The organism is Sphingomonas limnosediminicola (genome assembly GCF_039537965.1).
Lineage (GTDB): Bacteria > Pseudomonadota > Alphaproteobacteria > Sphingomonadales > Sphingomonadaceae > Sphingomicrobium > Sphingomicrobium limnosediminicola.
Genome location: NZ_BAABBM010000001.1, coordinates 2,335,157 through 2,357,864 on the forward strand (window position 1 = coordinate 2,335,157; position 22,708 = coordinate 2,357,864).

Annotated in this window: 24 protein-coding genes; 16 read left to right on the forward strand and 8 right to left on the reverse strand. The window is 64.1% G+C overall.

Annotated features, from left to right (window positions below; translation table 11 throughout):
* The first annotated feature begins 292 nt into the window (after window positions 1-292).
* Window positions 293-1,972, forward strand: coding sequence for a M28 family metallopeptidase (locus tag ABD704_RS11900; protein WP_344699909.1), 1,680 nt, complete (start codon window positions 293-295; stop codon window positions 1,970-1,972).
* On the opposite strand, the gene cls is transcribed toward ABD704_RS11900, so the two are convergent.
* On the reverse strand, window positions 1,969-3,369 hold the full coding sequence (gene cls, locus ABD704_RS11905) for a cardiolipin synthase (RefSeq protein WP_344699910.1): 1,401 nt from the start codon (window positions 3,367-3,369) through the stop codon (window positions 1,969-1,971). The genes ABD704_RS11900 and cls overlap by 4 nt on opposite strands.
* Window positions 3,370-3,496: 127 nt before the next feature.
* On the opposite strand from cls, the gene ABD704_RS11910 reads away from it, so the two are divergent.
* Window positions 3,497-4,291, forward strand: a complete 795-nt coding sequence (locus tag ABD704_RS11910; protein ID WP_344699911.1) for a transporter — start codon at window positions 3,497-3,499, stop codon at window positions 4,289-4,291.
* A 147-nt stretch (window positions 4,292-4,438) separates the two neighbouring features.
* Entirely contained in the window at window positions 4,439-6,499 is a 2,061-nt protein-coding gene (locus ABD704_RS11915; protein ID WP_344699912.1) for an alkaline phosphatase D family protein, read from the forward strand.
* Between the two features lie 226 nt (window positions 6,500-6,725).
* Here ABD704_RS11915 and ABD704_RS11920 read toward each other — a convergent pair whose 3' ends face one another.
* The 3 genes from ABD704_RS11920 to ABD704_RS11930 all read right to left on the reverse strand — a co-directional run bounded on the left by ABD704_RS11920 (window position 6,726) and on the right by ABD704_RS11930 (window position 9,758).
* The gene (locus tag ABD704_RS11920; protein ID WP_344699913.1) at window positions 6,726-7,901 is read right to left on the reverse strand and encodes an LL-diaminopimelate aminotransferase; all 1,176 of its coding nucleotides are present in this window, start codon (window positions 7,899-7,901) and stop codon (window positions 6,726-6,728) included.
* Between the two features lie 23 nt (window positions 7,902-7,924).
* Window positions 7,925-9,061, reverse strand: a complete 1,137-nt coding sequence (locus tag ABD704_RS11925) for a serine hydrolase domain-containing protein (protein ID WP_344699914.1) — start codon at window positions 9,059-9,061, stop codon at window positions 7,925-7,927.
* Window positions 9,062-9,137: 76 nt separating this feature from the next.
* Window positions 9,138-9,758: a trimeric intracellular cation channel family protein gene (locus ABD704_RS11930; protein ID WP_344699915.1), complete on the reverse strand. Its 621-nt coding sequence runs from the start codon at window positions 9,756-9,758 to the stop codon at window positions 9,138-9,140.
* An 18-nt stretch (window positions 9,759-9,776) separates the two neighbouring features.
* Here ABD704_RS11930 and ABD704_RS11935 point away from each other — a divergent pair, with 18 nt between their 5' ends.
* Genes ABD704_RS11935 through ABD704_RS11945 form a run of 3 tightly spaced genes read left to right on the forward strand, consistent with a single transcriptional unit; the run spans window position 9,777 to window position 13,120 of the window.
* A complete protein-coding gene (locus ABD704_RS11935; protein WP_344699916.1) occupies window positions 9,777-11,543 on the forward strand; it encodes a PHA/PHB synthase family protein in 1,767 nt (588 codons plus the stop codon).
* Window positions 11,527-11,967 (forward strand): GNAT family N-acetyltransferase, encoded by a 441-nt coding sequence (locus tag ABD704_RS11940; protein WP_344699917.1) that lies wholly within the window; start codon window positions 11,527-11,529, stop codon window positions 11,965-11,967. The genes ABD704_RS11935 and ABD704_RS11940 overlap by 17 nt, the downstream gene beginning before the upstream one ends.
* Window positions 11,968-12,013: 46 nt before the next feature.
* The gene (locus tag ABD704_RS11945) at window positions 12,014-13,120 is read left to right on the forward strand and encodes a glycosyltransferase family 87 protein (protein WP_344699918.1); all 1,107 of its coding nucleotides are present in this window, start codon (window positions 12,014-12,016) and stop codon (window positions 13,118-13,120) included.
* On the opposite strand, the gene ABD704_RS11950 is transcribed toward ABD704_RS11945, so the two are convergent.
* The 3 genes from ABD704_RS11950 to rarD are packed head-to-tail and all read right to left on the reverse strand — an operon-like array spanning window position 13,077 to window position 14,828.
* Window positions 13,077-13,673, reverse strand: coding sequence for a YdeI/OmpD-associated family protein (locus ABD704_RS11950; RefSeq protein ID WP_344700542.1), 597 nt, complete (start codon window positions 13,671-13,673; stop codon window positions 13,077-13,079). The two genes, ABD704_RS11945 and ABD704_RS11950, sit on opposite strands and share 44 nt — an antisense overlap.
* A complete protein-coding gene (locus tag ABD704_RS11955) occupies window positions 13,670-13,891 on the reverse strand; it encodes a hypothetical protein (protein WP_344699919.1) in 222 nt (73 codons plus the stop codon). The genes ABD704_RS11950 and ABD704_RS11955 overlap by 4 nt, the downstream gene beginning before the upstream one ends.
* A gap of 16 nt (window positions 13,892-13,907) precedes the next feature.
* Window positions 13,908-14,828, reverse strand: a complete 921-nt coding sequence (gene rarD / locus ABD704_RS11960) for an EamA family transporter RarD (protein ID WP_344699920.1) — start codon at window positions 14,826-14,828, stop codon at window positions 13,908-13,910.
* Between the two features lie 110 nt (window positions 14,829-14,938).
* Between rarD and ABD704_RS11965 the strand changes: the two genes are divergently transcribed.
* From ABD704_RS11965 to ABD704_RS11990, 6 genes are read left to right on the forward strand one after another with little or no spacing between them, the layout of a single operon-like run.
* The gene (locus tag ABD704_RS11965) at window positions 14,939-15,634 is read left to right on the forward strand and encodes a DUF4893 domain-containing protein (RefSeq protein WP_344699921.1); all 696 of its coding nucleotides are present in this window, start codon (window positions 14,939-14,941) and stop codon (window positions 15,632-15,634) included.
* Complete coding sequence (locus tag ABD704_RS11970) at window positions 15,631-16,005, forward strand: ribose-phosphate pyrophosphokinase (protein ID WP_344699922.1); 375 nt, start codon at window positions 15,631-15,633, stop codon at window positions 16,003-16,005. The genes ABD704_RS11965 and ABD704_RS11970 overlap by 4 nt, the downstream gene beginning before the upstream one ends.
* 22 nt (window positions 16,006-16,027) lie before the next feature.
* A complete protein-coding gene (locus ABD704_RS11975) occupies window positions 16,028-17,101 on the forward strand; it encodes an RluA family pseudouridine synthase (RefSeq protein ID WP_344699923.1) in 1,074 nt (357 codons plus the stop codon).
* Entirely contained in the window at window positions 17,098-17,763 is a 666-nt protein-coding gene (locus ABD704_RS11980) for an HAD-IA family hydrolase (protein WP_344699924.1), read from the forward strand. Before ABD704_RS11975 ends, ABD704_RS11980 begins: the two co-directional genes overlap by 4 nt.
* A complete protein-coding gene (locus ABD704_RS11985) occupies window positions 17,756-17,983 on the forward strand; it encodes a hypothetical protein (RefSeq protein ID WP_344699926.1) in 228 nt (75 codons plus the stop codon). Before ABD704_RS11980 ends, ABD704_RS11985 begins: the two co-directional genes overlap by 8 nt.
* Entirely contained in the window at window positions 17,980-18,675 is a 696-nt protein-coding gene (locus ABD704_RS11990; protein WP_344699927.1) for an ATP12 family chaperone protein, read from the forward strand. Before ABD704_RS11985 ends, ABD704_RS11990 begins: the two co-directional genes overlap by 4 nt.
* On the opposite strand, the gene gmk is transcribed toward ABD704_RS11990, so the two are convergent.
* A complete protein-coding gene (gmk, locus tag ABD704_RS11995) occupies window positions 18,672-19,313 on the reverse strand; it encodes a guanylate kinase (RefSeq protein WP_344699928.1) in 642 nt (213 codons plus the stop codon). The two genes, ABD704_RS11990 and gmk, sit on opposite strands and share 4 nt — an antisense overlap.
* A gap of 152 nt (window positions 19,314-19,465) precedes the next feature.
* Here gmk and ABD704_RS12000 point away from each other — a divergent pair, with 152 nt between their 5' ends.
* The 4 genes from ABD704_RS12000 to ABD704_RS12015 all read left to right on the forward strand — a co-directional run bounded on the left by ABD704_RS12000 (window position 19,466) and on the right by ABD704_RS12015 (window position 22,707).
* Window positions 19,466-20,209: a phasin family protein gene (locus ABD704_RS12000; RefSeq protein ID WP_344699929.1), complete on the forward strand. Its 744-nt coding sequence runs from the start codon at window positions 19,466-19,468 to the stop codon at window positions 20,207-20,209.
* 162 nt (window positions 20,210-20,371) lie between these two features.
* Window positions 20,372-20,704 carry an ATP-dependent Clp protease adapter ClpS gene (gene clpS, locus ABD704_RS12005; RefSeq protein WP_344700543.1) on the forward strand — a complete coding sequence of 111 codons (333 nt, stop codon included), beginning with the start codon at window positions 20,372-20,374 and terminating at the stop codon, window positions 20,702-20,704.
* 45 nt (window positions 20,705-20,749) lie between these two features.
* The gene (gene murA, locus ABD704_RS12010; protein WP_344699930.1) at window positions 20,750-22,033 is read left to right on the forward strand and encodes a UDP-N-acetylglucosamine 1-carboxyvinyltransferase; all 1,284 of its coding nucleotides are present in this window, start codon (window positions 20,750-20,752) and stop codon (window positions 22,031-22,033) included.
* A gap of 101 nt (window positions 22,034-22,134) precedes the next feature.
* Window positions 22,135-22,707, forward strand: coding sequence for a phytanoyl-CoA dioxygenase family protein (locus tag ABD704_RS12015; RefSeq protein ID WP_344699931.1), 573 nt, complete (start codon window positions 22,135-22,137; stop codon window positions 22,705-22,707).
* Window position 22,708: the final 1 nt, after the last annotated feature.

Here is a 22,708-nt window from a genome sequence, read left to right on the forward strand (position 1 = left end):
CGGAATATACGTATTCCGGCGCCGAACACTAGGTGTTGAGAGACCCCCCTCTCGCGCTACTATCTATTGTGCCTTAAACAGAATCAGACGCAAGCGGGTAAATGCATCGTCAACTCAAAATCCTGTGGATTTGCAGTTTCGACACAAGAAAGTGGATCAGGCCGACGAGCGGTTCAGCGCGTCCCGACTGACGCAGCGGCTGGTGTTTCCTCTGATCGCAGTCGCGTTCCATCGCTGTAGAACCCAATCGGGCATTTCCTGCGTTGCGCCTGATGAACAAGGGAGAGGGCCGATGAAGTTGTTGCCTGTGCTTGCGGCGATCGTGCCGATGTCGCCGCTGCTGTCGGCGCAGGCCCCGCCTGCCGCGCATGTCGACATGCAGCGCATGTCCGAGGTGACGCGGACGCTGGCCTCCGACGAGTTCCAAGGGCGCTCGCCGGGCACCCCGGGCGAAACGCGAACGGTCGCCTACCTCATCGACCAGTTCAAGGCGGCGGGCCTGGAGCCGGCTGGCGAAAATGGCGGCTGGACCCAGACCGTGCCGATGATCCGAACCCATCTTCAGCAGCCGGCGACGGTGTCGGTGAATGCGGGCGGACAAGCGCTCACGCTGCGATCGCCCGACGACGTCTACCTCGGCACCGTGCGGGCGGTGGACCGGGTTCGCATTGCCAACGCGCCGATGGTGTTCGTCGGCTACGGCGTGAAAGCGCCGGAGCGCGGCTGGGACGATTTCAAGGGCGTCGACCTGAAGGGCAAGGTCGTCGTGATGCTGGTCAACGACCCCGACTTCGAAGCGGCGGCGGGCGAGCCGGTCGCGGGCAAGTTCGGCGGGAACGCGATGACGTTCTACGGCCGTTGGGTTTACAAATATGAGGAGGCGGCACGGCGCGGCGCAATTGCGGCGCTCGTGGTCCACGACACGCCGGGCGCGGGCTACGGCTGGAACGTCGTGAAGAGCGCGGCGGGCGAGAGCTATAACGTCGTCCTGCGGCCGGGCGCGCAGCAGCCGGTAATGATGCAGGGCTGGATCCAGGGCTCGGTCGCCGTCGACCTATTGAAGCGCGCGGGGCGCGATTTCGACCAGGTGAAGCGCGAGGCGCGGACGGCGGCGTTCAAGCCGATCGACCTCAAGGCCACCATGTCCGCCAACATTCCTGTGAAGCTGGAGCGGATCAGCAGCCAGAACGTGTTGGGCAAGATCACCGGCAGCCGCTTCCCGAACGAAACGGTGAGCTATGGCGGGCACTGGGATGCGTTTGGCATCGGCGCGCCGGACGCGCAGGGCCGGACCATCCGCCGTGGCGCTTCGGACGATGCACTGGGGCTGGCGGCAATGTTGGAGGTGGCGCGCATGTTCAAGGCCGCGCCGCCGCAGCGGACCGTGCTGTTCGCGGCGTGGACGGGCGAGGAGCGTGGGCTGCTGGGCTCCGAATATTACGCGCAGCATCCGCTCTTCCCGCACGAGACGATGGCGGCGAACCTGACCTTTGACACGCTTCAATGGCAGGGCCCGGTGCGCGACGCCGTGCTGGTCGGGCGCGGGCAGAGCGACATGGATCGTTACCTGGACGAAGCTGCGAAGGCGCAGGGGCGCTACGTCACGGTCGAGAACCATCCCGAGCGCGGACTTTTTTATCGCGCCGACCATTTCTCCTTCGCCAAGCGCGGCGTGCCGGTGCTGTTGAACATGGCGCTGGCGGGTGCGTACGACTTTCAGAACGGCGGGCGTGAAGCGGGCGAGCGCTGGCTCAGCAGCTTCACCGGCACCTGCTACCACCAGCCGTGCGACGAATGGAGCGCAAGCTGGGACCTGCGCGGCGCGGCGCAGGAGGCGGAACTGTTCTACGCCATCGGTTCACGGCTCGCGAACAGCCGCGAATGGCCGCAGTGGAGCGCAGGATCGGAATTCGCCGGTACACGCGCGAAGAGCGCAGCGAAGCGGGCGGGCAGGGCCGGGGAGCGAGGCTAGAGCAAAGGGCTGACCAGCCGGGCGAGGTTTTCCAGGACCTGCACCGGGTGGCCGCGTCGTACCCATTCGTCCAGCTTCAGCGCGATGCTCGTTTCGATGTAGCGGCGCTGGATTGCTTCGAGGTCGGCGACGGACTTCGTGTCGTAAAGGAGCAGGCTGACCTCCTCGTTGAGCTGGAATGACCGGAGGTCGACATTGCTCGAGCCGACGATGGCGAGCTTGCCGTCGATGCTGACGTTCTTCGCGTGCAGCAGGTAATCGTCGAACAGGTGGATGCGTACGCCCGCGTGGAGCAGCGCTTCGTAATAAGAACGCTGCGCGAGGTTCACGATCGGGTGATCGACGACTTTGCTGAGCACCAGGTCAACCTCGACGCCGCGCGCGGCGGCGGTACGGAAAGCGGCGATCACGTCCTGGTCGGGAATGAAATATGGGGTCGCAATGATCGCGCGTTTCTCGGCCTGGTGAAGCTGCCAGACGAGCAACGTCTCAAATCCTTCGAGCGGATATTCGGGGCCGCTCGGGAGGAGTTGCAGGACGGCGTCGCCTGAAGGGGCGGGCAGCTGGATCCCGTCCGGGGGCTGGGTACCGGTTTCGAGGAACCAGTCGCCGAGAAAGACGGCCTCCATCGCGGTGACGACAGGACCGGTGCAGCGCGCGATCAACTCGCGGTTGGTGACGCCGGGGCGGAAGTTCTTGTCGACGATATTTTGCGAACCCGCGTAACCGATCTGTCCGTCGACTATGAACAATTTGCGATGATTACGCATGTCGCGGCGGGTACGGCCGCGGAGCAGTCGCAGGGGAAGGGTGCGGCGCGTGTTGACACCGACCGCGCAAAGCTTGTCGATCGTCCCGCGCACCCAATGAATCGAGCCGATCGGGTCGATCAGCACGCGGCAATCGACGCCACGCGCGACCGCACGTCTGAGTGCGTCGATGACGCTGCAACCGGTTTTGTCATCGGCGAAAATGTAGACGAGGATGAACACGCGCTCCTTGGCCGCGTCGATATCGGCGACGAGGCGGCCGAGAGCGGCGTCATAATCGTCGAGAAGCTCGACTTGGTTGCCGGCGGTGGCGGGGAATAGGCCGAGCTTTTCGCAAAAGGCGGCGACCGCGGAGGGCTGATCCGGCTTGCTTGCGCTAAGTGCTTTCGTGACGCGGTCGAAAGCGGGGCGCAACAACTCGAAGCGTTCGATGCGGCCTTTGGGAAAGCGCGGCTGGCCGATCATCAGGAACAGCAAAAGCCCGGGGATCGGCAGGAAGAAAATCAGCAAAAGCCAGGCGGCCGCCGTGAACTTGCGACGGAATGGGATGACAACGAGCGCGCCCGCGCGGATCACCCACTCGGCAATATCGAGCAACATTCCCCAGGTGAGCGCGGGCAGGTCCATCGGCATTCGTTAGGTGACGCAGCGGTGGCTTTCCAGCTGTTCCGCTGGCGTAAAGAAGTCGTGTGGATTCCGTGGGAACTTGTAAGCCCATCTCGACGAACCGTTCGCGGCGACGCACAAAACGGCGATGCGCACGTTCCATCTCCTCACTGGCGCGGTTGCTGCGTCCCTCGCCTCGACTGCGTTTGCCGCCGACGACGGGATTTGCGCCGATCGGCCGGGTAAATCGTCGGAGACCTGCACCGTCCCAGCCGGGCATTGGCAGATCGAGACGGGGCTTGCCGACTGGGCGCTGCGAAAAGGTGGGAATGAGCGCGACACTTTGCTCGTGCTCGGCGAGACGACGGTGAAATATGGCCTCGACGCGGAATCGGACATTGAGGTCGACCTGACGCCGTGGGAGCGGGCGACGAGCCGTGCCGGCAACATCGATGACAGCGCGTCGGGGATCGGCGACGTCTACGTCAATTACAAGCGCCACCTAACGGCGAGCGACGCTCCGTTCCAAGTGACGTTGCTCCCTTTCGTGAAGATTCCGACGGCAAAGCGGTCGCTTGGCAACCGCAAGTTCGAGGCCGGGCTGCTGGTCCCCATGGGCTTCCCGCTCGGCAGGTCGCCATTCTCGGTGAACTTGACGCCTGAGTTCGACTTGGTCGCGGACGAGGACGGCCATGGCCTTCACGCGTCGATGAGCCAAGTTGCAAGCCTCGGTTGGGAGCTTTCGCCCAGGCTCAACGTGGCGGGCGAGATTTGGGGGCAGTGGAATTGGGATCCGGCGGCCACGGTGCGGCAATATTCAGCCGATGCGTCGATTGCCTATTTGGCCAGCAAGAACGTGCAACTCGACGCGGGCGCCAACTTCGGTCTCAGTCGGGAGACTGCGGACATTGAGCTTTATACGGGCGTGGCAATGCGGTTTTAACAGCTGCCGATCGCTCCACGAGGCAGATCTTATTCGATGCGAGACGACGTCGGTGACGGAAGCCCGTTCATCGAAAAGGAATTGCGCCGCCCGTCACTAACGTCAGTCATGCCCCAAATTGAACCGACGCAAGAGGGGGCCCAGCCGATGGCGCTCAGTCGCCGTGACTTCATCCGGACTGCAGCGGCAATGGGCGCATCGCTTGCCTGGGTCGGGAGTGCTCGTGCCTCGCGCAGCAACTGGCGGCAAAGCAGCGCGCATTATCCACAAGGTGTCGCATCCGGTGACCCCGATGCGCAAAGCGTCATCCTGTGGACGAGGCGGCCTTACGACGGCGGAGACCGTCACCTGCTCACTGTCGAGGTGGCGGAAGACGGGGCCTTTGAGCGCGTGGTGGCGAACGCCCGGACGCCCGTGCTGGCCAACGCCGACTGGACGGCGCGCGTGCTGGTGGGCGGGCTCAAGCCGGCGCACGTCTATTGGTTCCGTTTCACCGACGCAGAAGGGAACGGCAGCCGGATCGGCCGCACGATCACCGCGCCGCGCGATGACGATCCGCGACCAGTCAAATTCGCATTCGTCAGCTGCCAGAGCGTCAACGAGGGGAAGCTCAACGGCTACCGGCGGATGATCTTCGAGGATGAGCGTGCGGTGCCGGCGGAGCAACTCGGGTTCGTGCTCCACCTTGGCGACTTCATCTACGAGGTCGTTGAATATCCGGAAGAGGTCCCGACCCGATACGACCGGACCATCTATGAGGTCGCGCGGATCCCCGACGGCGGGCAGACAGACAAGCTTCATTATCCGCTGACGGTCGAGGGCTATCGCGCGGTCTATAAAGGCTATCTCGCCGATCCCGACCTTCAGGATGCCCGCGCCCGCTGGCCGTTCGTGGGTATGTGGGACAATCACGAATTCTCGTGGCAGGGCTGGCAAAGCATACAGCGCGCTGGCGACGACGGCCGTCCCGGCCAGACCATCAAGGTTGCCGCCAACCAGGCCTGGTTCGAATATATCCCTGCCCGTGTGAAAGCGCCGAGCGGGACGCTCGAGACGTTCGGGCCGCCCGCACTCAAGAATGTCGCGATCGAGAAGTGGGATGAGAACGGTCTCGGTGACGAGCCGAACAATCTCGCCGCCATCAACAGCCTGATCGGCTATCGCGCGGTCCGGTACGGCCGGCACCTGGACCTTATCATCACCGACCAGCACAGTTACCGGAGCAAAGACCCGACCGAAGCGCCACAACTGGAGAAGCTCGGGTTGCCGGGGTTCAATGGCATGTTTCCCGAAAGCGCGATGCAGGTTCTCGATGGCGGGCGATCGTTCAACGGCGGAAAGCCCCCGGCAGAGCTGACGTTCGGGGAGGTGCGGGTCGCGAATCCGCAGAAGGACGCGCCGCCGCAGACGATCCTTGGCGCGGAGCAGAAGGCTTGGTTCAAGGAGAAGCTCAAGGGCTCGACCGCGACCTGGAAGGTCTGGGGCAATTCTCTCGGCAGCCTCGACTGGCGGGCGGACCCGCAAAACATTCCCGCCGGGGTGACGACGCAGCCGTGGCCCGCGGGCTATGCCATCCTTAGCAGCGGCGACCATGGCAGCGCCTATGTCGAGCGGAAGGAGATTTACGGTCTCGTCCACGATTCAAGAATTACCGGCTTCGCGATCGTGTCGGGCGACCGCCACAGCTTCTGGGCCGGCTATGCGTCGGCGGCGCTGCCGCCGGGCAAGTTTGAGCCGGTCGGCCTGAGCTTCGTCGGCGGGTCGCTCGCCAGCCCGGGGGTCATGGAATCCTATGAGCACAAACTACCGAAGGATCTTCCGACGCGTGCCCTGTTCCTTGCCGACCGGCCGGACGGGGCTAAGCCCGACTGGACATTCAACATGCTGCTTCGGCACGGCGTCCGTTCGTGCCTCGATTATGCGAAGAACTTCGACCTTCCCCGCGCCCGGTCATTATCGAACGCGAAGCTCGCTCCACATTTGGAGTTCGTTGATCTGGGCGGTCACGGCTATGCGACGGTGCGGCTAAGCGCCAACGAAATGCGGACCGAATTCGTGTGCATCCCGCGCCCGGTGACACGCAGCGAGCGCGCGGACGGTGGTCCGCTTCGTTACCGGGTCGTGCACAGCGCGCCGCTGTGGGCCGCGGGAGAGCGCCCGAAACTCTCGGTGAGGGTAGTCGAGGGCGATCCCGGACTTTCTATCTGAGGTTCTCGACGGGCGAACGCTCGCTCTGTCTCAATGCCGGCGAGATCGTTAGTAAAGCAGGCGCCGTGAAGGCGCTAATCTAATGTTGCGATAACGAAGCGGGCCGGACGAAGACAGCACTGAACACTACGGCAAGAGCACACAGTTCCGACTGTCCTGAGCCTCTACCTCTGCAAATCATTCAGGGACCCTTCGTCTGCAATGGATGGAAAGCTCCCCTCAGTTTTCAGGCACCCAGCATCCTCTTCACGCCGCGCGCCGCTTGGCGCAGGCGTTGTTCGTTCTCGACAAGGGCGATGCGGACGAAGCCTTCGCCTTCCTCGCCGAAGCCGACACCGGGCGCTACGGCGACGTGGGCTTCGGTCAGCAGGCGCTTGGAGAATTCCATCGCGCCGAGGTTGTGGAAGCGCTCGGGAATCGGGGCCCAGGCGAACATGCTGGCTGGCGACACGGGAATGTCCCAGCCGGCGCGGCCGAAGCTTTCGACGAGGACGTCGCGGCGCTTCTTGTAGAGCGCGCGGTTGGCCTCGACGATGTCCTGCGGGCCGTTGAGGGCGGCGACGGCGGCGGCCTGGATCGGCGTGAAGGCGCCATAGTCGAGATAGGACTTCACGCGTGCGAGCGCCTCGATCAGGCGCGCATTGCCGACCGCAAAGCCCATGCGCCAGCCCGCCATCGAATAGGTCTTGGACATCGACGTGAACTCGACCGCGACCTCTTTCGCGCCTTCGACCTGAAGGATCGATGGCGTGGGCGTGTCGCCGAAATAGATCTCGGCATAAGCGAGGTCGGATATGACGATGAGGTCGTGCTCGCGCGCGAAGGCAACGAGGCGTTCGTAGAAGGGCAGGTCCGCGACGTAGGCGGTTGGGTTGGAAGGGTAGCCGACCACCAGCACCTTCGGGCGCGGCACGGTATAGCGCATTGCGTTGGTGAGGCGCTCGAAGAACTCCTCGCCGGGCGCGGCGGGGATCGAGCGGATCGCGGCGCCGGCGATGATGAAGCCGAAGGTGTGGATCGGATAGGATGGGTTGGGCGCGAGCACAACGTCGCCGGGTGCGGTGATCGCCTGGGCTAGGTTGGCGAGGCCCTCCTTCGAGCCGAGCGTGACGATGACTTCCTTGTCGGGATCGACGGTGACGCCGAAGCGGCGCAGGTAATAAGCCGCCTGCGCCTTGCGGAGGCCGGGGATGCCTCGGCTGGCGGAATAGCGGTGGGCGTTGGGCTTGGCGGCGACTTCGGCGAGCTTCTCAATGACGTGGCGCGGCGGCGCGCCGTCGGGGTTGCCCATGCCGAGGTCGACGATGTCCTCGCCCGCGGCGCGTGCCTTGGCCTTCATCGCATTGACCTCGGCGAAGACGTAGGGAGGCAGGCGCTGGATGCGGTAGAAGTCGGAGTCCATCGGTGGACTCTGACGGCGCGACCTTAGTGCGGCAAGAGCGCGAGGATGCGGCGGAAGGCTTTGGCTTCGGCGGCCGTATAAGCGCTGCGGTCATCGCGGGGCGCCTTCTCGGGCACGCCGGTCGTAAAATAAGCGATGCCGACGCCGTGGGCGCGGTCGATCCACAGTCCGGACTTCAGGCCGTAGGCGTCGCCGGCGTGGCCAACGAAGGTCGCGCCGTTGGTGCACATGTCGTCGCGGCAGCCGGGGACGGACGTGGGCAGCTGGTTCGTGCCATTGCCCGAACTGCAGTAAAAGCCGTCGTCGGTCTTTCCGTTGCTGCCGTTGAACGTCCAGGTCTGGGCGAGGAGCGTGTCGACCGACTGCGGCGTGAGGATGCGGACGCCGTCTATCTCGCCGCCGTTCAAGAGCATGCGGCCGATGCGGGCGAGCCCGCGCGCGGAAATGCGCAGGCCGCCTTGCGGGGAGAAGAGCGAGCCGTTCTCGCCAAGCTTCCATAGTTTGAGATCGCACGACGTCGGGTCTTTCACGAACACCGGGCAGTCGGGTTGTTTACCGTGAAGGTCGTCCTTCACCGGCTTGCCGCCTTGGTCGAGCTCGACCGCGCGGGCGACGGCGGCGTCGCTGCACGTCGGCCAATTAAAGCAGGCGTCGAGCTTCATCGGCTCCAGCACTTCGCGGCGCACCCAGATGTCGAAACGCTCGCCGGTCACGCGCTCGATGATTGAGCCGACGATCGGATAGTTGGTGTTGACGTAGCTGAAGTAGTTTGCGGCGGGGCCGTGATGTGCGTCCCAGTTCAGCGGATCCTTCATCAGATCCTGCAATGAGGCGCCGAGCGGGATCGCGTAATTGTCGTCGCGCTCGCGGATCGAGCTAGTGTGCGCGAGCAGCATGGCGAGATTGATCGGCTGATCGGGGAAGCTCGGGTTGCGCAGCTTCCAGCCGAGCCGGGGCGAGACGTCGCTAGTGAGGTCGAGCTTGCCCTGCTCGACCAGCTTCATCACGCCGATGGCGGTGACCATCTTGCTGAGCGAGGCGACGCGGACGGGGTCGTCGGCAGTGACTGCGCGGCGGGTTTGCGGGTCGGCGAGACCCTCGGCGAAGCTGGCAACTTCACCGGCGCGATCGAAGGCGACGCCGACTTCGGCATGCGACATTACGGGTCGCGGCACGGTGGCACATGCCGCGAGCAGCAAAGGGAAGAAGAGCGCCGTGATCCGCACGGCGAGGAGCTTAATCGTTGTAGGCGGGCAATGACCAGCCGCGTGCGATGGCGGCGGCACGAAGGGCAAAACCGGCGATGGCGGACACCAACGCTGAGACCCAGACCGGCGCGCCCGCGAAGTCGAGTCCGACGAACAGACCTGCCGCAAGCGCGGCCGCGGTGACGTACAGTTCCGGCCGCAAGAGGATCGAGGGCTCGCTGGCTAGCAAGTCGCGGATGATGCCGCCGGCGCAAGCCGTCAGCACGCCCATCGCGAAGGCAGGTACGGGAGCGACTCCGAAGGCGAGCGCCTTGGCCGAGCCGTAGGTCGCGTAGGCGCCGAGGCCGGCGGCGTCGAACCACAGCAGCGCCTTGCCCGCGATCCTGCGATGGCTGATGAGCCAGACCAGCAAGGCGGCAACGATGCAGATGAGCAAGGTCGCGTTCGTGTGCACCCAGAAGACCGGCGCGCCGATCAGCAGGTCGCGCAGCGTGCCGCCGCCGACGCCGGTGACGACGGCGAAGAAGATGAAGGTCACGAGCGTCTGCCGCTTTTCCGCCGCCAGCAGCGCGCCCGAGATCGCGAACACGGCGATACCGAAATAGTCGAGCAGGACGAGCGCGGTCGGTATTTGCGGCAGGATGGGCATGAGGCCTACAGTAGCGCGATGGCGGACCAAACGAATAGCGGCGCGATGCCGACCCTCGAAGATTGGCAGCATTGGACCCTCGTGATGGGGCGCGCGCAGCAGATGCTGATGGAATTCTGGGCCGGGCAAATGAAGGCGGGCCAGCCCATGCCGCAGTTCGGCACGACGCCGTCTGCCTTCGGGTTCGGCGAGCAGGCGCCGGGCGGCGATCCGATGGCGCTGATGACCGCAGGCGCGCAAGCCTGGGCCAAGGGCCTGGAGACGTGGGGCAAGATGTTGGGTGGCGTGACCGCAGCACCGGAGTCCCAAAAAAAGGACCGGCGGTTCGCGGCACCTGAGTGGAGCGAGAACCCGATCTTCGGTACGATCAAGAACAGCTACCTGCAGATCTCAGACCAGCTGCTCGGCACGGTCGACCAGATCGAGAATATCGACGCCGACATGCGCGAGAAATTGCGCTTCGCGACGCGCAGCTTCGTCGACGCGATGAGCCCGTCCAATTTCGCTTTGACCAATCCACAGGTGCTGAAGCGCACGCTGGACACGCGCGGCGAGAATTTGCTCAAGGGCCTCGCGAACATGCTGAAGGACATTGCGTCCGGACAGCTGACTCAAACCAAGCAGGGCGTGTTCGAGGTCGGGCGGAACCTTGCGACGACGCCAGGCAAGGTGGTGAAGCAGACGCCGCTCTACCAACTCATCCAATACACGCCGACGACCGACGAGGTCCTGAAGACGCCGGTCGTGATCTTCCCGCCGTGGATCAACCGCTTCTACATCCTCGACCTCAGCCCTGAGAAAAGCTTCGTCAAATGGTGCGTGGACCAGGGCATTTCCCTGTTCATGGTCAGCTGGAAATCGGCCGACGAAAGCATTGCCGATGCGCGCCTCGAGGATTACGTCCTTAAGGGGCAGGTCGACGCGATCGACACGGTGCGCGAGCTGCTGGGCGTCGAGGGCGTTCACGCCATCGGTTATTGCGTGGCGGGGACGACGTTGGCGGCGACGCTGGCCTACCTCCAGGCGCAGAAGCGGGCCGAGAAGGTGAAGTCGGCGACCTTCTTCACGGCGCAGGTGGACTTCACCGAGGCGGGCGACCTGAAGCTCTTCACCGGGCCGGAAACGATGGGGCTGCTGGAGCAGCTGACGAAGGAGAAGGGCTATCTCGACGGCCGCTACATGGCGGCGACGTTCAACCTGCTGCGCGGGCGCGACCTCATCTGGAGCTATGTCGTCAACAATTACCTGCTCGGCGACGAGCCGGCGCCGTTCGATTTGCTTCACTGGAACAGCGACACGACCAACCTACCGGCAGGCTGGCACCGCGACTATCTCGAGACGCTCTACAAGGGGAACAAGCTTGCGGAGAAAGGCGGCATCAAGGTCGCCGGGACGCCGGTCGATATCGATACGGTGAAGACGCCGGCGTATATCCAGGCCGGGCGCGAGGACCATATCGCGCCGCCGCAGAGCGTGTGGAAGATCATGGACCATTTCGCCGGGCCGAAACGCTTCCTGCTCGCGGGTTCGGGACACATCGCGGGTGTGGTCAATCCGCCTGCCGCCCAGAAGTATCAATATTGGGTCAACGAAAAGTCGAGCGCGACGCTGGAGACGTTCGTCGCGGGCGCAACCGAGCATAAGGGCTCGTGGTGGCCTGACTGGCTCGCATGGCTGAAGAAGCAGGACCCGGCGACGGTGAAGGCGGATGGTGCGCGCGTGCCAGGCAAGGGCAAGCTGAAGGCCATCGAGGATGCGCCGGGGAGCTATGTCCGATCACGCTGATCGGTTGACGCTTCGGCTTGCGCAGGCGGATGAGCGTGACGAGCTGGAAGAACTGCAGCGGCGCGCTTCGCTCGAATTGCCCGACTATCGCGAACAGTTATTGGCCTATCCGGAGGTGATCCATTTGCCGCCCGCGCAGATTGCAAACGGGCAAGTAATCGTTGCCGAGTTTGGCGGCGAGATTGCGGGATTCGCAGCGGTGGTCGGCGGCGAGCTCGATGGGTTATTCGTCGAGCCCGATCTGTGGGGCCTCGGTATCGGCAGGGCGCTCGTGGACGCGGCCACACATTCGGCGCGACAGCGAGGGCTCGCATTAAGGGTCATTGCCAACCCGGCTGCCCGCGTGTTCTACGAGAACTGCGGCTTTTCGCTGGAAGGCGAGGCACAGACGCGGTTCGGGCCGGCGCTGAGGATGACGCGATAGCGCGCCGTTAACCCTAATTCAGCACCTTGCCGCTACAAGCCAGCGCATGACCGCCGAGGCCATTCTCCCCGAGACTTCAGCACCCGCGCAGCGCCGCGATTTGCGTGGATATCTGCTTCTGGCGAGCATGGCCGTCGGGCTGATCCCGGCACTTGGCTTCGTCTTCAGCATGTTCTGGTACCGCGGTTATCTCGGCGACTGGAACGTCTTCTGGGGTATTGAGACTGCTCCATTGGAATGGGTTTACGGGCATTACCTCCCCGTATTTCCCTACCCTCCAACTGGACTAATGCTCTTCCGGCCGTTCGGATTGCTGCCATTCTGGCCTTCGCTGCTGGCGTGGAGCGCTGCGGGGGCTACAGCAATGGCGTTCGCTTCGCGCCGGATGCTCAGCAGGGGCGCGCTTGCGATGGGCTTTTGCACTAACGCAATGATCGGCGTTCTGCTGGGTGGGCAGACGAGCCTATTCGTCGGCGCCCTGATCATTGGTGGCTTAACAACGCAAAACCCGCGCTGGCGCGGTGTCTTGCTGGCGACGGCGGCAGTGATTAAGCCCCAATCCCTGCTCGCGGCGCCCATTGCTCTGATTGCCGAACGCAATTGGCGCGCAATTGCTTGGGTAATTGCGACCACACTTACACTGGCGCTCCTGTCGCTTGCAGCTTTTGGGTTGGAGACTTGGACGCGTTGGTTGGCCGAGCTTCCGAAGTTCCATGCATGGCTAATCGATCACGGTATCGATCGCCGTGACGTCGGCGCTTACGGGCTGGTGCGCGCCGTCGGCCTCCCCGGCTGGCTGTTCGTCATCGCCATTCCGCCGGCGCTGGTGACGAGCTGGTCGGTATTCCGCACCGAAACGCCGATCATCGACCGCTATGCCGCCTTTGCCTGCTGCACGGTGATGATGTCGCCTTACACTCTGTCGTACGACCTCGCCGGATTGAGCCTAGCGTGCGTCGCGATGCTGATGGACCGGAAGCGCTCGCCGCTGATCTGGGTCGCGGCTGCGCTTATCCTGAGCACAATATTCGCGAACCTCGGAATCGTGCTGATGACGGGAATGCTCGGTTACGAAGCGCTCAACCGGCTGCGCGCCGAGAAACTGGGGGTCAGCATTTCTGATACTTCCAGTGCCGCCGTTTCCCCTCGCTGAGCCACTCCACTGCCGCCTCGATACGATTGGCGCGGGTTGCGTCTTGCTTCGCTTCGGAAATCCATTCGCAATAGTCGCGCTGCGCTGAAGGGGGGAAGCCTTCGAGCGTGGCTTTCGCCTTGGGCGCTTTGGCTAGCGCGGCGGCGAATTCCGGGTGCATGGACGGAGTGGGCTTTGGCTCGTGCTTGGGCTTGCGCGGCGCCGGTGCGGCCTTGGCGAGCTCGGCGGCTTCGCGGATGAGGCGATCGAGCTCGGCATCGGGCGGAAGCTCTTCGAGCGACTTGATTTTGCCGAACTGGCCCATGGCGCCGACTGTATCGTGGCTCGAATAGAGTTCCTGGCCCCGCCAGAAATTGAGCGCCGTATGCGCTTTGAATGCAGCGGTAATCAGGACGATCTTACCGCCGACGGTATAGGCCGGCATGCTCCATTTGATCGCCTCCTCGACGTCGGGAAGTACGGCGTGAACGCGTTCCCGGACATGTTCGAGAATGGGTTTCGCGAAAAGCTGCGCCTTCGCGATGTAGGCATCGATGCGCGGCTCGCGGCTCAGAGAATGCCTCCTCCGAGCATCAGACGGACGACGCCGATTACAATGACGAACAGGTTGAGGTTACGCCCCGACGTGCTGCGCGAAATCATGCCGACCGCGGCGCCGATAATGGCGAGCGGGATGATCAGCCAGTTGGCCCAGCCGAGGAGCGGGATGAAGGCGACCAGGGCACAGATGAATGCGACGGCGCCGATGATGAGTGAAACGATGTTGAACATGGGTTGCTGCCTATCATCATTCGGGCGCCTGCGGCAGTTCCTCTTGTGCAGGCGGCGTGCGCAGCAGCGCGATCGTGTAGAGGGCCAGCCCGACCCAGATCGCCGGGAAGGCGACGGCGTGGGCAAGCGCGACCTTCTCCCCGTAGAGCAGGACGGCGATCAGGAACTGTAGCGTCGGCGCGATGAACTGCAGCATGCCAAGCGTCGAATAAGCGAGCCTTCGCGCGGCGACGGTGAACAGAATCAGCGGCGTGGTTGAAACGATCCCGGACAGGACCAGCAGGGTCGTGTCGACGGTCGTGGTCCCGATGACACTCGCGCCGCCGCTGGATCGCCAGGCGAGCCAGCCGATCGCGAGCGGGAACAGGATCGCGGTTTCGATGCCGAGGCCCGTAAGCGCGTCGGCCGCGACGACTTTGCGGAGGAGGCCATAGAGCGCGAAACTGGCGCACAGGCTGAGGCTGATCCACAACTGGCCGAGCGCACCAGCGGCGAGGACGCAGATGCCCGCGGCGGCGAGCACCACGGCGCCCCATTGCAAGCGGTTCAAACGCTCGTGCAGCACGAAGCGCCCGAGCAGGACGTTGGCGAGCGGGTTGAGATAATAGCCGAAGCTGGCGGCTAGGATGTGGCCGCTAGTCACGGCGTAGACATAAAGTAGCCAATTGACGCCGATGAGCAGCGCCGTAAGCGCCAGGATACCGAGCGTTCTGGGCTGGGTAATCGCCGCGCGCACCTTGGCGAAGCTTCTGGAAGCGAGGATGAGAAGGGTCAGGAACGGCAGCGACCAGAGGACGCGATGAGCCACGATGTCGAATGCCGGGACGCCCGCGAGCGCCTTGAAGTAAATGGGAAGGACGCCCCACAGGCCGTAGGCACCGACCCCGTACAACAGGCCCTTGCGCGGTAGATGTCCCTCATGTTTGCGTGCGTTCATTCCGCCGCGATTAGAGGGCGTGAGGGCGTAGTTAAAGCGCACGGTTAACCAATCGTTAGTTGATAGTTGGTGATCGGCATGTTTTGGATTCCAGCGAGGGAGCAAGAGGCTTGCCGGCGATCGACACCAATGTTCGTACTCGCGTCCGACTTGGAACGCTGATCGCTGTTGCCCTGCTTGCGTCGGGCTGTGAAACCAAGCCGACGCGCCCGCCCGGCGTTCGTCCGGTGGTCACGGTGGAACCGCCGGCCAAGTCCGAAGCCTGGAAGAAACTGGCAACCGCAGCCGATCAGAATCGCATCGCGCGGCTCGATTCGGCGTGGCAGCAGGCACTCACCGAAGCGGGAAAGAGCTTCACGGGCGAGATCCGCAAGGAAGGGGCTTTGCTGAAGCCGCAGGCGGCGTTGCCGCGACCGGCGCCGACGCCGGGAAGCTATAATTGCCGGCTGATCAAGCTGGGCCAGGCGGTGCCGAAGACGCGGGCATACGAAAGCTTCAAACCCTTCTTCTGCTACGTCGAGGTCGAGGGCGACTTGCTGACGATCGTCAAGCAGACGGGCAGCCAGCGTCCGGCCGGGCGTTTATGGGAAGACGACAGTTCGGAGAGGCTGATTTTCCTTGGCAGCCTGGCGCTTGGCGACGAGCAGATGCCTGTCGCTTATGGCGACGACCCCAAGCGCGACATGGCCGGCGTGCTGGAACGGATCGCGCCGTTCAAATGGCGGTTGGTCATTCCGTGGCCGCAGAGCACGTCGAAGCTCGACGTGTTTGAACTGACGCCGGTCGCGCAGCAACCGCAGGGATGAATGACGACACGGCAGGGTTGCTGGCCGACCCTGCGGAGGTGCGTGCAATCCTGATCTCGTCGGCCCAAGCGGGCGAATCGATCACATATTCAGAGACGCTGGCATTGCTTGGCCACCATTTCACGCGGCCGAAGATGCGGGCGTTGTGCAAGGTGCTCGCCTTTGTCGACGACGAGGCGGAGAAGCGCGGCGAGCCTGAGCTGGCTGTGCTAGTCGTGCGGCAGTCGGACCGCTTGCCGGGGCAAGGCTGGTGGATCGGTGGCGCGAAGAAGCATGGCTATACCGGCCAGTGGGAAGGGCCCAAGGCAGCACGGCTGATCCGCAAGCTGCAGCAACAGGCCTTTGCACATTGGGCGGGACGAGACGCCTAGCATTCGCTAGGAAGCGCGCCCCATGGCCGAGGCACGCACTTACATCGTTACCGACGACGACGACGGAATCCGTTTGGACCGCTGGTTTAAGCGGCACATGCCGGACGTCAGCTTCAACCTCGTCTCGCGCTGGTCGCGGACGGGGCAGCTGCGGGTCAACGGGAACAAGGCTGTCCCCGGCGACCGGATTGAGGCTGGGCAGGAAATCCGCGTTCCTCCGGCCGAGACGACGCCCGCCCGCACTGGCAAGCCCGTCCGCAAACGTGTCGACCTCACCGAGGACGAAGTCCGCTACGTCCGCGAAATGGTGATCCATGAGGACCCTCACGCCTTCGTGCTCAACAAGCCGCCGGGGCTGGCGACGCAGGGCGGGACCAAGACGACGCAGCATCTCGACCGCCTGCTCGACGGGCTCGGCGACGATCGTGGGCGGCCCAAGTTGGTGCACCGGCTCGACAAGGATACGTCGGGGGCGCTGCTGGTGGCGCGCACGGCGCGCTCGGCCGGGCACTTCGCGAAGGCCTTTTCGGGGCGGACTGCGAAGAAGGTCTATTGGGCGCTAGTCGTCGGCAAGCCCGATTCCGACGAAGGCACGATCGATGCGCCGCTCGCCAAGCAGCCGGGAACGGGCGGTGAAAAGATGCATATCGACGAGGAGCATGGGCTTCCGGCGAAGACGCGTTTCCGTATCATCGATCATGCCGGCAATCGCGCGGCCTGGGTCGAGCTGCAGCCGCTGACCGGCCGTACACATCAGCTGCGCGCGCACATGGCGGCGATCGGCCATCCGATCGTCGGCGATGCGAAATATGGCGGGCCTGAGGCGTTCCTTACCGGCGGAATCAGCCGGAAGATGCACCTGCACGCCCGCCGCATCCGTATCGATGCGCCCGAGGGCGGCAAAATCGACGTGACCGCGCCGCTGCCGGTGCATTTCGCCGAAAGCCTTTCGACCCTGGGTTTCGTGGAGGCCGCGGGCGACCGCGTGCCGCCGCCGCGTCCGCAACCGGGCTTCAAGGCCAAGCGGGTGCCGAGTGACAAACGCCGAGGCGAGCGGCGCTCGCGGGGGGCGCAGCCGAAGGCCAAGCGCCGGTGAACCGACTGGCGATCTTCGATTGCGACGGGACCTTGGTAGACAGCGGCGCGACGATCTTCGCGGCGCTGAAGGTCAGCCTCGAGCGCAACGGGTTGGAAGTGCCGCCGCCGGAGCAATGCCGGCGGATCATCGGGCTTAGCCTCGTCGAGGCGATCGCGACCTTGCTTCCGGCCTTGGACGCCGACCGGCACATCGACCTCGCCGAGGATTACAAGCACGCTTTCATGGACCTGCGCGCCGCAGGACGGGTGGAGGAGCCGCTTTTCGACGGCGTGATCGAGCTGCTCGACCGGTTGGAGCATGATGGATGGCTGCTCGCGGTGGCGACGGGCAAGTCCGACCGCGGACTCAAGCATTGCCTCGACAGCCACAATATCCACGCGCGCTTCGTATCGTTGCAGACGGCCGACCGGCATCCGTCGAAGCCGCATCCGTCGATGGTTCAGCAGGCGATCGCCGACGCCGGTGCTTCGCCGGAGACCAGCATCGTCGTCGGCGATACCAGCTTCGACATGGCCATGGCGGCGGCGGCGGGCGCGGCGCCCATCGGGGCCGGCTGGGGCTATCATGAGGCTGAGGAATTGATCGAAGCCGGCGCGGTGGCGGTTGCAGAGCAGCCGCTCGACGTGCTCGATCTCGTCAGGAGCCATGTTCATGGATGAAGATGTCGCGAAGCGCCGGCTGCTTCTCTACATGCTGGTCCGCTTCATCGGCCTGGCGATATTCTTCCTCGGCATGGCCATCATCTACACCGATCTGCTGCGCCCCGGCGGCTGGCCGCAGGTTGGCGCCATCGTCGCGATACTCGGCGTGATCGACTCCTTCTTTGCACCGCGACTACTGAAGCGCGCCTGGGACGAGAAGGACCGCAACGCGCAATGAAGCGCTTCTGGAAGGAAGTGCTGGTCATCCGGGAGGATGACGGCTGGGGCATTCAACTTGACGGACGGCCGGTGAAGACGCCGGCACGCGCGCCCTTGCTGGTGCCGAGCGAGGCGCTGGCAAATGCGATTGGCGAGGAATGGCGATCGGTTGCGGAGGATATCGACCCTCGCGCGATGCCGCTGACCGGGCTCGCCAATGCGGCGATCGACCGGGTTTCCGCAGGCAGGCAGGCCTTTGCCGAGGGATTGGCGCGCTACGCCGCGGCCGACCTTGCCTGCTACCGAGCGGAGGGACCACGCGCGCTTGTTATGCGGCAGGAGCAGGACTGGGACCCGCTGCTTGCCTGGGCGCGGCGGCGCTACGACGTCGACTTCACGACGACCTCTGGGATCATGCACGTCGGCCAGCCGGAAGCCACCTTCGAACGGCTGTCGCATGCGGTGTCGACGCTCGATCCGTTTCACCTGGCCGGGCTTGCGCCCTTGGTGACGATCGGCGGATCTTTGGTCGCGGCGCTCGCGGTCCTCGAAAAGGCGATGATGCCCGAGCAGGCGTGGGCGGCGGTCAGCCTGGATGAAACTTGGCAGCTCGAACAATGGGGATCGGACGCGGAGGCCGAGGCCGCGCTGGAGAACCGGCGCCGCGAATTCTTCGCGGCTGCAACATTCCTCGAACTGCTCGACGCTTAGTGCGCGGGGCCGATGAGGTCCCGGACGAAAGTCACCAGCCCGATCTGCCGGGTACGCTTCAGGCGCTCGGCCGCGACAATGGCGCGGACCTGATCGAGGCACTGATCCATGTCGCGGTTGACCAGAACATACTCATACTCCGGCCAGTGACTGATCTCGGCGGCAGCGCGTGACATGCGGTCGGAAATAACCTCGTCGCTGTCGGTCCCTCTGCTGCGCAGGCGCCGCTCGAGCTCATCCATCGAAGGGGGGAGGATGAAGATCGAAACGAGGTCCTCGCCCATGGCGGCCTGAAGCTGCTGGGTTCCCTGCCAGTCGATGTCGAACAGGATGTCGCGGCCTTGGCGGAGCGCCTGCTTCACCGGCGCCTTGGGCGTGCCGTAGCGGTAGCCGAAAACGGGGGCCCACTCGACGAATTCATTGTCGTTGATCATCGCGTCGAAGCCGTCGTCGTCGACGAAATGATAGTCGACGTCGTCGTCCTCACCCGGTCGCCGGGGGCGCGTCGTCGCGGAAATCGACATCGTCACATCGTCGTCCGCGTCCAGCAACATGCGGGCGATAGTGGATTTGCCGGCACCCGAAGGAGAGGAAAGGACGATCAGGAGGCCGCGGCGATGACGGGTAGGTTGGTCCATGGCCGCTCTTGCTTCGGCCAATGCCGGGCCGTCAAGCGCACCAATCTTGCGACGAATTGCCGCACCGCACAAGAATTATGGTTGAAATGGTGCGGCGCAATCATTATTGTGCACTGCAACATCAGAGAATTCAAAAGCGAGGAATGCTTACAATGGCTGAAGAAACCAAGGTTCAGGCTGCGGCCGCTGCCGAAGCTCCTGCCGAGGTCGCGAAGGCGATTGCGGACACGGCCGAGAAGGTCGTTGCCGAGAGCAAGAAGACCGCTCGTCGTACCCGCGCCGCGACCACTCGTCGCGCCAAGCGCGAAGAAGTTTCCGAGAAGGCCGCCCGCAAGACGGTGCGCCGTTCGACCCGCGGCACCAGCCGCAAGACCCGTGCCGCCGCGCGCAAGGCTGCCCCGAAGGCTGCCCGTACGGCCCAGAAAAGGATTGAGACCGTGACCAACAATTTCTTCAACGGCTTTGACGCCGTTCCGGCGTTCGCGCCGTTCCAGACGATGTTCGCTGACGCCAACGAGCGCAGCCAGGATTTCGTGAAGCGTGGCCAGAAGGTCGCTGAGCAGTTTGCCGACCTCGCGCGCGCGAACGTCGAAGCGGTAGTCGAAGCCGGCCGCCTCGCCAGCGAGGGTGCCCGCTCGATCGGTCAGGACGTCGTCGCCACCAGCCGTGACGGTGTCGAGCAGGCCGCCGACGCGATCCGTTCGCTCGCCGAAGCCAAGTCGCCGACCGAGTATCTGCAGCTTCAGGGCGACTTCGCCCGCGCTTCGTTCGACCGCATGGTCGCCGAGACGTCGAAGCTCACCGAGTCGATGGTGAAGCTTGCCGGTGAAGCGTTCCAGCCGCTTTCGAATCGCGCCACGGCCAATGCCGAGCGCTTCAACACTCTCGTTGCCTGACCCTCTCCCCTCCTAAAGTCTAGGCAACGGTTCGGCGGTCGCTCCCAGTTGGAGCGGCCGCCTTTTTTTGTCGCCCGACTGTGCTAGCTGCCTTGCTCCATCTCGGCTGCTTGCCATATTCTAAGGATGATGGGTTTTTACGACGTGATGCGTAATCGGGTGATGATGGCTTCCGGGCCGGATGACGACGGGATCGACGATATCGAGACCGGCGTCGCAACGCGCACGCGCCCGAAGACCAAGAAGCCGTCCAACTACAAAGTGCTGATGCTCAACGACGACTACACGCCGATGGAGTTCGTCGTGCTGGTGCTTCAGCAATTCTTCTCGATGAGCATCGAGGATGCGACGCGGGTGATGCTCCAGGTCCACCAGCAGGGCGTCGCCGTCTGCGGCGTGTTCACCTACGAGGTGGCGGAAACCAAGGTTACCCAGGTGATCGACTTCGCGCGCGAGAACCAGCACCCGCTTCAGTGCACGCTCGAAAAGGCCTGACCGCCGCCTTCTTGTAACACCGCCGTCACGCGCTAAAGCGCGGCGGTGGACAGTATCTGGATCAAGGGCGGGGCGAGGCTCGAGGGCGAGATCCCGATCAGCGGCGCCAAGAATGCCGCACTAACGCTCATGCCCTGCGCCCTTCTCACGGCCGAGAAGCTGACGCTCAGCAACCTGCCGCGGCTCGCGGACGTCGACACGTTCAGCCATCTGCTCAACCAGCTTGGCGTCTCCACCTCCGTCGCGGGGGTGAAGAAGGGGCAGGTGGGACGGCGCATGACGCTTCAGGCCGACGACATCGTCTCCACGGTTGCGCCCTACGACATGGTCCGGAAGATGCGAGCGTCGATCCTGGTGCTCGGCCCGATGCTTGCGCGCATGGGCGAATCGACCGTGTCGCTTCCGGGCGGCTGCGCAATCGGCGACCGTCCGATCGACCTTCACCTCAAGGCGCTCGAAGCGATGGGCGCGGAGATCGAGCTTGCCGCCGGATATGTAAAAGCTAGCGCGCCCAAGGGTCGGCTGGCGGGCGGCGACTTCAGCTTCCCGGTGGTGTCGGTCGGCGCGACCGAGAATGCGCTGATGGCGGCGGTGCTGGCGAAGGGGAAGACGCAACTGTTCAACGCCGCGCGTGAGCCGGAGATCGTTGACCTCTGCAATCTACTCGTGGCGATGGGCGCGAAGATCAAGGGCATCGGGTCCGGACACCTGATTATCGACGGCGTCGAGGCGCTTCACGGCTGCGAATATGAAGTGATGCCCGACCGCATCGAGGCGGGCAGTTATGCCTGCGCGGCGGGGATTACGGGCGGATCGCTCGACCTCATCGGCGCGCGGCCCGACGACATGCGGGCAACGCTCAACGCGCTCGCGCAATGCGGACTCGTGATCGAATTCCACAATCGCGGGATCAAGGTCAGCGCGAACGGCAAGATGAGGCCGTTGGCGCTTTCAACTTCGCCGTTCCCGGGATTTGCGACCGACATGCAGGCGCAGTTCATGGCGATGCTGTGCCTCGCCGACGGCGACAGCTTCCTCGAAGAGACAATCTTCGAGAACCGCTACATGCACGTCCCCGAACTCCGCCGCATGGGCGCGAATATCGAAGTGCACGGTCGCTCGGCGATCGTTCGCGGAGTCGAGGGATTGACCGGCGCCGCCGTCATGGCGACCGACCTGCGCGCCTCGATGAGCCTGGTGCTCGCCGGTCTGGCGGCAGAAGGCGAAACCGAAGTCCTGCGCGTCTACCACCTCGATCGCGGCTACGAACGGCTGGAAGAGAAACTCTCAGCCGTCGGAGCGACCATCGAACGGCGGAGCCAGGGCTGAACCAAGCTGAGGCAGCCTTCGACCTAGCTCGCGACGGCCTCGCGCTCGCGGCGGGCCTGCTTCCCACCGGTGAATTGGAAGCGCTCGAAAGAATTTTACCGATGCCGTCCTCGGCTGGTATGTGGATTCACGGCAGTCCACGGTTGGAGGCGATCCTCAGCCTCAGCCCTCTCGGCCAACTCGTCCGATCCAGGCTCGGCCCCGCCGCGCGCCCTGTTCGCGCCATTCTGTTCGACAAGACACCGGAAGCTAACTGGGCGCTGGCATGGCATCAGGATCGAACGATTGCAGTTCGCCAACGCCATCAGGCGGATGGCTTTGACCGGTGGACGGTGAAGGCTGGCATTCTACACGTCGAACCACCCTTTAAACTGCTCGAGCGAATGGTCACTGCGCGCATTCACCTAGATCCGGTGGACGAGGAAAATGCGCCGCTGCTGGTTGCCGTCGGGTCGCATCGAGCGGGGCGTGTTGCAGAGGATTCTATTTCATCGATAGTTGAAGGCAGCAGGATCGCAGCCTGCTCGGCAAGGCCTGGCGATGTCTGGCTCTACCAGACGACGATCCTTCACGCCTCGGAACGCTCAAGGAAGAATGCGTCACGCCGGGTGCTACAGATAGATTTCGCCTGCGATGAGTTGCCTGGCGAACTCGATTGGCTTGGCATCGCGTGAG

Bases quoted from the DNA above. Each gene is read 5' to 3' on its own strand.
- ABD704_RS11985 (WP_344699926.1), top strand. From the start codon at position 17,756: ATGGATGAAGATGTCGCGAAGCGCCGGCTGCTTCTCTACATGCTGGTC.
- ABD704_RS11975 (WP_344699923.1), top strand. From the start codon at position 16,028: ATGGCCGAGGCACGCACTTACATCGTTACCGACGACGACGACGGAATC.
- ABD704_RS11955 (WP_344699919.1), bottom strand. From the start codon at position 13,891: ATGTTCAACATCGTTTCACTCATCATCGGCGCCGTCGCATTCATCTGT.
- cls (WP_344699910.1), bottom strand. From the start codon at position 3,369: ATGGACCTGCCCGCGCTCACCTGGGGAATGTTGCTCGATATTGCCGAG.
- ABD704_RS11925 (WP_344699914.1), bottom strand. From the start codon at position 9,061: ATGTCGCATGCCGAAGTCGGCGTCGCCTTCGATCGCGCCGGTGAAGTT.
- ABD704_RS11900 (WP_344699909.1), top strand. From the start codon at position 293: ATGAAGTTGTTGCCTGTGCTTGCGGCGATCGTGCCGATGTCGCCGCTG.
- ABD704_RS11990 (WP_344699927.1), top strand. From the start codon at position 17,980: ATGAAGCGCTTCTGGAAGGAAGTGCTGGTCATCCGGGAGGATGACGGC.
- gmk (WP_344699928.1), bottom strand. From the start codon at position 19,313: ATGGACCAACCTACCCGTCATCGCCGCGGCCTCCTGATCGTCCTTTCC.
- ABD704_RS11920 (WP_344699913.1), bottom strand. From the start codon at position 7,901: ATGGACTCCGACTTCTACCGCATCCAGCGCCTGCCTCCCTACGTCTTC.
- ABD704_RS12015 (WP_344699931.1), top strand. From the start codon at position 22,135: ATGCCGTCCTCGGCTGGTATGTGGATTCACGGCAGTCCACGGTTGGAG.
- ABD704_RS11910 (WP_344699911.1), top strand. From the start codon at position 3,497: ATGCGCACGTTCCATCTCCTCACTGGCGCGGTTGCTGCGTCCCTCGCC.
- clpS (WP_344700543.1), top strand. From the start codon at position 20,372: ATGATGGCTTCCGGGCCGGATGACGACGGGATCGACGATATCGAGACC.
- ABD704_RS11970 (WP_344699922.1), top strand. From the start codon at position 15,631: ATGAATGACGACACGGCAGGGTTGCTGGCCGACCCTGCGGAGGTGCGT.
- ABD704_RS11945 (WP_344699918.1), top strand. From the start codon at position 12,014: ATGACCGCCGAGGCCATTCTCCCCGAGACTTCAGCACCCGCGCAGCGC.
- ABD704_RS11930 (WP_344699915.1), bottom strand. From the start codon at position 9,758: ATGCCCATCCTGCCGCAAATACCGACCGCGCTCGTCCTGCTCGACTAT.
- ABD704_RS11935 (WP_344699916.1), top strand. From the start codon at position 9,777: ATGGCGGACCAAACGAATAGCGGCGCGATGCCGACCCTCGAAGATTGG.
- ABD704_RS11940 (WP_344699917.1), top strand. From the start codon at position 11,527: ATGTCCGATCACGCTGATCGGTTGACGCTTCGGCTTGCGCAGGCGGAT.
- ABD704_RS12000 (WP_344699929.1), top strand. From the start codon at position 19,466: ATGGCTGAAGAAACCAAGGTTCAGGCTGCGGCCGCTGCCGAAGCTCCT.
- rarD (WP_344699920.1), bottom strand. From the start codon at position 14,828: ATGAACGCACGCAAACATGAGGGACATCTACCGCGCAAGGGCCTGTTG.
- ABD704_RS11915 (WP_344699912.1), top strand. From the start codon at position 4,439: ATGGCGCTCAGTCGCCGTGACTTCATCCGGACTGCAGCGGCAATGGGC.